We start from the raw sequence: 6,830 nt of genomic DNA, 5'->3' as shown, positions 1-6,830 counted from the left end.
ACGCTGTCCGCCGACCAGCAGCGCGAGCTGCGCAAGCTCGGATCGCTGCACGGCATCGCGTTCGACCGCGAGTTCCTCACCTTCGAGATCGCCGATCACCGCAAGGTCATCGGCGCGACGGTCCAGGAGACCCGGACTGGGACAAACCCAGACGTCAAAGCCTTCGCCCGCCACAACCTACCGACCCTGCGTACCCATCTCAGGCTGGCCCAGCAAGCCCTGACGGAACTTCCACCCACCCACTGACTGTGGCAGCGCTCAGCCGCTGCCACAGACAGGCGCCCTCAGTCGGTGGCGGACGCGAATGCGCCCGCCACCGACTGAGGGCCATGGCCATGCCGAATCCCGGGGAGCCGATCGGCGGGCTCGGCGGCGACGCGGCCGGAGGCTTCGGGGCGCTCTTCGAGCAGACGCAGAAGATGCAGGCCGCGATGATCGACGCGCAGCGGGAGCTCGCCGAGGCTCGGGTCGAGGGCAGCGCGGGCGGTGGCCTGGTGACCGCGACCGTGAACGGCGGCGGCGAACTGGTCGACCTGAAGATCAGCCCACAGGCTGTCGACCCGGACAACACCGAGACCTGCTATCACGTGCTCCTCGGCCGGCAGACCCTCGTACAGCTCGGAGATGTGCTCCGCCGTGCCTAGCTCGCCGGCCCGCGCCTCACGGCGGCCAGTCTGGACGGCGATCCGCCCAAGGCGAAGCCGCGCCCCCGGTTTCAGGAGTGGAGCCGGGGGCTGGGCATTCCTCGCGTTGCGCTCGATGTGACAGACCCAACCGGCATGGCCGTTCGTCTGGCTCGAAGGGCTCGCCAGCGGTTTCCCGCCTGGATGAGGGGGGCGGTGAGACCGATGACCAGGAGCAGGCGAATGCTCTGCACGCCGGCGATGACGGGCAGGTTCGCGTGGCTGGAGGCGGCCGTCGCGAGGACGGCGTTGATCCCACCCGGGGTGGTCGCCAAGTATGAGTCGATGAAGGGCATGCCGACCAGCACCGCCAGTGCCCAAGCCAGTCCGGCGCAGGCCAGGCACACCATCACGCTCGCTGCGAGCAGGTAGGGAAGCATGCTCCTCAGGTGGCGGACGGAGGCGAGATCGAAACGTAGCCCGACCTCGAGCCCGACCAGGACGAAGGCGATGTCCCGGAGCGAGCCGGCTGGCGCGAATCCTCCCGTAAGGTTCGTCCACAGGATCGCGGCGGTGAGAAACATCGGTCCCAGGAGCGCCGGAGCGGGAAGCCTGAGTCGCCTTGCCAGCCAGACTCCGAGCAGGCCTGTCGAGGTCAGCATCGCTAGGCCGGTCGCCTGGTGGGAGGAGGCGACAAGATGGCTGAACGAGGGGAACCGTCCGGGATGGGAGGATCCCGGGTTCCCGCCCAGGCCGACTATGATCAAGGGCGCTGACAGGGCGACCACACCGACCCGCAGATACTGCGCGAACGCGACGAATCGAGAGTCCGCGCCGATGTCCTTCGCGTAGGCGACGATCGCGGCCGAGCCGCCCGGCATGAGCCCGAGGGTGGTGTCCACGCCGTTCGTCCGCGTGCGGCGGGTGAGCACGGCGGCCACCGCGACGCAGATTGCAATGGATGCCACAGTCACACCGACGAGGGGGAGCGCTCGTCCGGTGATCGCGCCGAGGGCCGACGGGGCCAGGTAGGAGCCCATCAGCACACCCACGATCGCCTGTGAGGCGCGACCGACCCTGGCCGGCATCCGCCGCCGCGCGACGCCGCTGAGCGCGAGCGCGCCCCCGACGAACATGGACACGACGAGTTGCGCGGCCGGGATCCGCAGATACTCACCTGTCTCGCTGAGCAGATAGCAACTCGCGATCAGTGCGACCCAGCCCAACGTCGGTTTCGTACGCACACGGATCCAGCCAGCGCCGCGGGTAAGTGCCCGACGGAAGGCGATCGGGCGGCCCGGAAATATCGCTGATTCCGTGCCACCGTTTGCCGCTGTTCTCGAATCGATGTTGATGGAATACGCCTCTGTTCTCATGTCCGTGTTAGCCGACAGGCCGATCCGATCACGGTGAAAGTCGTGGAAAGTTGCCCACCAGCGTACGGGGGCGAACTTCACCACCGGCCGTCGCTCAACATCAGTGGCGTTGTAGGAGTGCCCGCTATGACCGGACCCAGGTAGGTCTGACCCGGCGGGCCGCCGTGTGATTGTGACCACATGCAGGCTGCGGCGGTCAGAGTCCGCGTGGGCCGCGGCACCGCGCTGAGGGTCGGGTGGGTGGCTGGTTGGTGACTAGAGGGCTTGGGCGGGCGAAGCCGCGAAGGATGAGTCAAGTTTTGGGCATGCGGGTCAGGCTGCGAGTCCGGCGTGGTGGATGAGCTGGTTGACGGCGGTGTCGTAGGCGTCGGCTGCCGGGAAGGCGGGCTCGGATGTCCCGGCAGGCCTCGATGCCGTCCCTGTCCGGCAGCCGCGGATCAAGCAGGGCGAGATCGAACGCGGCCTGCCTGATGGCTTGCACCGCTTCGAAGCCGGTTGCGGCGCGCGTCACGTCGTGGCGATGTGTGCGGAGAACCGTCTCGTGGACGGCACCGATGGTCACGTCGTCCTCGACCATCAGGAGCTGGCCACGGTGCGCCTTCTCGTCCTTCCCGCGGTCAGGGCCGGGCCGTCGCGGCGAGGGGCCCGGCGGCCGGTCATCGGTCCGGCGGCTCCGCCGGCCGGCCCACCGGGCCGCGGTAGGGGGCGCCGTACTGGGTGGGTACGGAGGCCCGCTCCTGGTGTGGCCGCGGTCCTGGTTCCCCGTCCTCCGGCTGTTGCTGGACGTCGGTGCCGGTCCAGGCGACGTAGCCGACGAGGATCAGGATCACCACCGTGGCGACCACGGTGACGGTCCCGTCGCCGTAGCCGAGGCCGTGCTTGTCGGGTTCCTTGCCGAGGTAGTCGGCGATCGACGCGCCGAGTGGCCGGGTGAGCACGTACGCGAACCAGAACGCTCCGACCGTATTCATGATTCGGACCCGGTAGGCGACCGCGGGAATCAGGATCGCGACACCGAAGAATGCGATCGATGCGAGATAGCCCAGGTGCAGGGTGAAAGCGGTGAGATCTCCGGCGGCCGTGCCGAGGGCGAAGGTGGCGAGAACGGCGGACCAGTAGTAGATCTCGCGCCGTCGGGTGACGATGCTGTGGATCGACAGCGACCGCTCGTCGCGGTGCCACAGGTAGAAGATCGCGGCGAGTGCGGCGGCGTAGAACACGGTCGTGGCCGGGTAGGGGACGCCCAGGACACGGTGGACGCCGTCGGCCGCCATCGTGCCGAAGACCGCGACCATCGCCACCGCGAACCAGTAGACGGCGGTGACATAGCGGCGGGTGCGCAGCTGGAGCCACATCGCCACGATGAATCCGACGAGGCCCACCCCGCCCGCCAGCGGGACACTGCGGTTGGCGAGGAAGTCCGACGCGGCCTCACCCATCCCCGTCGTGAGGACCTTGATGATCCAGAACATGATGGTGATCTCGGGAACCTTGGGAGCGAGGCGTGTGACAGCGTGGCGCCCCCTGGTTCTGGCTGATCGTGTCATCGATGTCCTCGTCCTTTTTCGGGGCTTTCAGCTAACGCCTGGCGGTGCGCGCAGCCCATGTCGCGGCGGCCGCGCGCGGTCTTTCCGGTGGGTGTCACGCCTTGACGGATGCGCCTTCGGCGGCGGGCCGTGCCCGCCCTTGCGGTGAGGTTCTCGTCAGGTCGGCTGCAGTATTGACGGCACCGTGAACACGTATATCCCGCGCATGACCGCAGGCTACTGCGCCGAGATGTGAAGGCCATGTGGCCGCAAGGGCGGTCTCAGGTGCCCTGGGCGTGTCATGCCAGGTGTCGCTGGGCTCTCCTCCGCGGCCGGCGGGGGTTTCGAACCTTGCGAGTATACCGGGTATGATATTAGGCGATCCGTGAAGGGCGGTGGCTCGTGAGCGTGCGACATGCCCTGTTGGCTCTGCCGAGCGAGGGCCCCAAGTAAGGCCTCCAGTTGCGCCAGGAATTCGAGGCGAGGACGGGCGAGGTCTGGCCGCTCAACGTCTGGCAGGTGTACACGACGGTGGCGCGGCTGGAGCGCGACGGGCTGGTCGAGTGGGACGGTGCTCGGGACCGTGGGCGCGGGGCTTGGACTGGTGGCGGTGTGCCGGCACGACCTCGCCGTGTTCGGCCTGATCCCGCTGATCTACCCGCTGCTGCTCCTCGTCGGCATGCCCCTGGCCGCCGCGGCTGGCGGCTGGCTGGTCGCGGGCCGGGAACCCGGGGAGATCGCGCGCCGCGGGGCCGACTGACCGCCCCGCCCGCCGGCGAACCGCTGCTCGTCGGGCGGCGCGACGCGCGGGCCGTGGAGCTGGCGCTAGGCACGGGCGGCGCGGCAGCCCGGGAACGTGACGGCGAAGGTGGCGCCGCCGTACTGGTTGTGCTGCTCGACGAGCGAGACGTCGCCTCCGCCGCTGCGCGCCACCCGCCGGGCGAGCGAGAGGCCGAGGCCAGAGCCCCCGTTTCCGCTCCAGCCAGGTTGGAACAACGTGTCCACCCACTGGTCGGGCACCCCGGGGCCGCTGTCGGCCACGAGCAGGGCGACGCTTCGGCCGTCGGCGCGCGCGCTGACCCAGGCGCGATCGGAGACCTTGAGCGCGTTGTCCAGGATGGGAGCGAGCGCGCGGATGGCGAGTACCTCGGGAACGTTGATCGAAAGTGCCGGGGGCAGGTCGACGTTCAGGTGGCTGCCGGGCGTTGACAGGCCCCTGAGTTCGACCGCCAGATCGTCCAGCTGCGTACGGTCGTTGTGAAACGCCTGGCTGTGGCGGCGCGCAAGGTCCAGCAGCACACTGATCGTGTTGGACATCGACGCGCTGGCATTCTTGATGAGCGCGACGTCCTCGCGCGCCTGCTTGTCCAGATCGGTGCGTAGCGCGAGCAGCTCCGCGGCTCCGTGGATGGTGGTCAGCGGCGTCCGCAGCTCGTGGGCCAGCTCCGAGGTGAGACGCTGCTCGGCTCTGATGACGGAGGCGACCTTGTCCAGAAGCGCGTCCAGGGTGCTGCCGAGCGCGCGGATCTCGTTGGTCGGCGCTCCGAGTGCGAACCGGCGCTCAAGGTCGTGCTCGCTCCACTCGTCTGCCGTACGCGCCATCTGCTCGACCGGGCTCAGCACCCGTCTGCTGATCCACGCCGCCGAGCCGGCGGCCATGAGGACGAGCAGTGCGCCGGCGACGATGGAGACCACCATCGCTGCCTGCTCGTTCCGCTCGTAGGGAGCGAGGGGCTCAGTGAGGACCACCACCCCCTGCACCTGCGACGACGTCGTGAACGGCAGGGCCATGATGGCGAAGTGTTCACCACCTTCGATGGTACGCATCCTGGTGGTTACGGAAAGTTCCTTGAAGTCCTCCTGCATCGACGGCGGAACGGTTCCGGCGACGCGTGCCCCCGCCTTGTCATAGACCGCGACGCCAGGGCCGAGCTGGGATTGCGGCACGTTCAGGGCACTGTCGGGTGATGGCGCGCGGATGCTGCTTACCAGAGCGTTGCCGTGGTCGTTCAGCACCCGCTCGGTGGTGCTTTTCGCGGCGCCGGCGAGGGAGATCTGGACGACGATCACCAGACCGGCGGCGACGGCGCTGGCGAGGATGGCCGTGATCGTCACGAGCTGTACCCGCAGACTCAGCCGGTCGCGCCACTCCCGCCGCCAGGTCACGACCCGTGAGGCCCAGTTCGCCACCGTTGGCCTAGCCCTCCTTCCTCGTCATCGTGAATCCGACGGCTCGAATCGTCTCGATGCCAGTCGGCGAGTCGATCGACTCGAGCTTGCTGCGCAGGCGGCGGATGAAGGAGTCGACGGTGTTGTCGCTGATGATCGCTCCGTCGGGCCACGCCGCGGCGATGACGCTCCTTCTGCGCACCACTTCGTGCGGCCGAGCGGTGATCGCCGCCAGTATGCGGAACTCGGTGGGGCTGAGACGAACCTGTCCCGCCGCGGTCCGGGCCGAGTGCGTGATCGGGTCGAGGACAAGGCCGCCGGCGCTGAGGGCGCTGGCAGGTCCACGGCGTGCCAGAACCTCGAGGCGTGCCAGAAGCACCTTGAGCTCGAACGGCTTGGTGACGTAATCGTCCGCGCCGGCGGCGAAGCCAGCGAGATGCTCGTGCGTCGCCTCGAGCGCGGTCAGGAAGAGGACGGGAGCATGCTGCCCGGCCGACTTGAGCGCCTGGACGACATCGCGGCCGTCGGCGTCCGGCAGGCCGATGTCCATGATGATCACGCTGATGTTGTTGTCCGGGCTGAACTGGCGGAGCGCCTCGCGGCCATCGTGGGCGACGACGACCTCGTAGCCAGCCTGGCGTAGCCCTCGGACCAGGATCGTCCGGATGGACTCCTGGTCCTCGCAGACCCCGATCGTGATCATCGCTTCCTCCGTCAGTACTGCGACCCTTCATGTCCGGTCCGGATGGTGACAAGCAGAACCTGCACGCAACCTTGACGCCAGTATCGGCATGCCCGCCGAGCAGGCCGGATGGCGAGCGCCGGCCGGGGAGGTGGGCCGCGGTCATCGGAGCCGCATCGCGGACGGAAGGTGCGCGCGGCCATGGCCAGCTCGGCCATCTTCGTCGCGCCGGCCCACCGAGAGTCATTGACCCTTTCCCGGCAACGAGTCGTCGCGCTGGGTGACGGTCACGGGCTGTGAGGATCCGGCGGGTGGCTTCGGGCCGGCAGACGAGACGACGCGGGGTCCCGGTAGGAAGTAGTCCTTCCACAGATCACTTCACCGAAAGACCCCGCGTCCCGCATGAGTTTCACATACACCGCCGAGCTGCCCTTCGGCGATCACACCGTCTTCC

General features: G+C 68.6%; 8 protein-coding genes. 3 read left to right on the top strand and 5 right to left on the bottom strand.

Annotation, left to right across the window (positions count from 1 at the left end):
• A partial coding sequence (locus AC6EXY_RS32820; RefSeq protein WP_499818968.1) for a DUF4142 domain-containing protein occupies window positions 1-246 on the top strand: 246 nt, incomplete at its 5' end.
• Window positions 247-335: 89 nt separating this feature from the next.
• Complete coding sequence (locus tag AC6EXY_RS32815) at window positions 336-644, top strand: YbaB/EbfC family nucleoid-associated protein (protein WP_423748128.1); 309 nt, start codon at window positions 336-338, stop codon at window positions 642-644.
• 71 nt (window positions 645-715) lie between these two features.
• Here AC6EXY_RS32815 and AC6EXY_RS32810 read toward each other — a convergent pair whose 3' ends face one another.
• The 3 genes from AC6EXY_RS32810 to AC6EXY_RS32800 form a co-directional block, all read right to left on the bottom strand.
• Entirely contained in the window at window positions 716-2,083 is a 1,368-nt protein-coding gene (locus AC6EXY_RS32810; RefSeq protein WP_243407860.1) for an AbrB family transcriptional regulator, read from the bottom strand.
• A gap of 208 nt (window positions 2,084-2,291) precedes the next feature.
• Window positions 2,292-2,576 (bottom strand): response regulator, encoded by a 285-nt coding sequence (locus AC6EXY_RS32805; protein ID WP_101833470.1) that lies wholly within the window; start codon window positions 2,574-2,576, stop codon window positions 2,292-2,294.
• A 79-nt stretch (window positions 2,577-2,655) separates the two neighbouring features.
• Entirely contained in the window at window positions 2,656-3,546 is an 891-nt protein-coding gene (locus tag AC6EXY_RS32800; protein ID WP_101833471.1) for a COG4705 family protein, read from the bottom strand.
• 550 nt (window positions 3,547-4,096) lie between these two features.
• Here AC6EXY_RS32800 and AC6EXY_RS32795 point away from each other — a divergent pair.
• The gene (locus AC6EXY_RS32795) at window positions 4,097-4,285 is read left to right on the top strand and encodes a hypothetical protein (protein ID WP_207770453.1); all 189 of its coding nucleotides are present in this window, start codon (window positions 4,097-4,099) and stop codon (window positions 4,283-4,285) included.
• A 65-nt stretch (window positions 4,286-4,350) separates the two neighbouring features.
• On the opposite strand, the gene AC6EXY_RS32790 is transcribed toward AC6EXY_RS32795, so the two are convergent.
• Both AC6EXY_RS32790 and AC6EXY_RS32785 read right to left on the bottom strand, forming a co-directional pair.
• Window positions 4,351-5,640, bottom strand: a complete 1,290-nt coding sequence (locus AC6EXY_RS32790; protein WP_243407861.1) for a sensor histidine kinase — start codon at window positions 5,638-5,640, stop codon at window positions 4,351-4,353.
• 82 nt (window positions 5,641-5,722) lie between these two features.
• On the bottom strand, window positions 5,723-6,397 hold the full coding sequence (locus AC6EXY_RS32785) for a response regulator transcription factor (protein WP_101833472.1): 675 nt from the start codon (window positions 6,395-6,397) through the stop codon (window positions 5,723-5,725).
• Between the last annotated feature and the right edge of the window lie 433 nt (window positions 6,398-6,830).

This window comes from Frankia sp. RB5 (genome assembly GCF_059816245.1).
The sequence above is the reverse complement of the archived record's forward strand: the minus strand, read 5'-3'. Positions and strand labels throughout refer to the sequence as shown.